Source organism: Acinetobacter sp. UBA3132 (genome assembly GCF_002364825.1).
GTDB classification, from domain to species: domain Bacteria; phylum Pseudomonadota; class Gammaproteobacteria; order Pseudomonadales; family Moraxellaceae; genus Acinetobacter; species Acinetobacter schindleri.
This window is the reverse complement of sequence record NZ_DEZM01000236.1, coordinates 534-1,886: the sequence shown is the minus strand read 5'-3', so window position 1 is coordinate 1,886 and position 1,353 is coordinate 534. Positions and strand designations below refer to the sequence as shown.

Annotated in this window: 2 protein-coding genes; one reads left to right on the top strand and one right to left on the bottom strand. The window is 44.3% G+C overall.

All coding sequences use genetic code 11. From position 1 onward, the window contains the following. Positions 1-345 (bottom strand): alcohol dehydrogenase catalytic domain-containing protein (locus B4033_RS13295; protein ID WP_286834621.1); only part of this gene is annotated, 345 nt, incomplete at its 3' end. 259 nt (positions 346-604) lie between these two features. Here B4033_RS13295 and B4033_RS13290 point away from each other — a divergent pair. Beyond that, on the top strand, positions 605-1,353 hold a 749-nt coding region (locus tag B4033_RS13290), incomplete at its 3' end, for a family 16 glycoside hydrolase (protein WP_286834619.1).

Below are 1,353 nucleotides of genomic sequence, written 5' to 3'. Positions count from 1 at the left end.
TTCAGGAATATTCAAAGTCTGGCTTTCAGGTACGACGCAATATTCTGCATAGCCCCCACCATTGGTCAGGCCACACACCTTGTCACCGACTTTAAACTGATTTACGTCACTTCCAACTTCAACCACTTCACCGGCTACTTCCAGACCTGGAACAGGCGTCACCCCTTTTGGCATTGGGTACAAGCCCTGACGCTGCAAGATATCCGGACGGTTAATTCCAAAGGCATGAACCTTGACCAGCACCTCATCGGCCTTCGGTTCAGGAATGACAACCGTTTCATAAGCAAGTTTATCCACTCCACCCGGTTCTGTAATGATGACGTGTTGCATAGTTTTTTGTGACATAGATCGTTCCGCATGTATTAACTGTTTCCCAACCCTATTTGAACATAGATAATTCCCGCTTTAAAGCCAAGTCGGACTTATGTCGAAGACCTGGCCATCATTAAGAAAAATGCATGGCATCGAGATCTCACCTTATTCTTTAAAAAAAGAAATTTTAATCTGTAAGAATTATTTTCATTTATGACAAATCCATATAAATGTCATGTTCTGCTTTTAATTTCTCAAATTCAAATATAAATGACTTGAGAATATTAAAAGCATGAAACCTGCTCATCTCTACCTCTCTATTTTGCTGTCCTTGGGCCTCGCCGCATGTTCTGATGATGACGACAAGAATTCAGGCTCCTTACAGCCACCGGTAACCCAGCCAGATCAGCCGGCTCCTGAGCCCAATATTCCTGATGAAGAAGTTCCCATTCCAGAGGTTCTACTGGATGAGAATTTTGATAAATGGGCGGCTCTTCCTGGCGACTGGATACAACCTAAAAATAACGCGGGCCAGGTATATCTTGAAAATGGCGATTTGTATATCGATGGTCGTGCTCATAGCACACAAATGACAACCCTGCATCTGCCAGAGAAATTCCAGCAATTACGCAATTACCGTATCGATATGGAATTTTCATTTGAAGAAGCACTCAATGAAGCCCGCTGGGGCAGTATCATCTACCGAGGCGCAGATCAGTTCGCTGATCCGTCTTTTACCCCCTATTACCAGTTTGCCATGCGGGTTGCTACCACCAGTGCTAGTGGTCTGGAACTATCTTTACGCATGCCAACCAATAGTTGGAATGTGCTACAGAAGTCTGCTCATAGCGAAGATATTGGCCTTCAGAAAACTCACAAGGCCAGCGTTGTAGTGTATGGAAATCGTGTACGGCATTATCTGGATGATCAACTGGTATTGGATAGCACCTTGCCTTATAACCTGGCTCAAGGCAGCATTGGTTTATCTAGTGCCGGCTTATTGATGAAAGTAAGCCACCTCAAAGTCACTGAACAACTCGA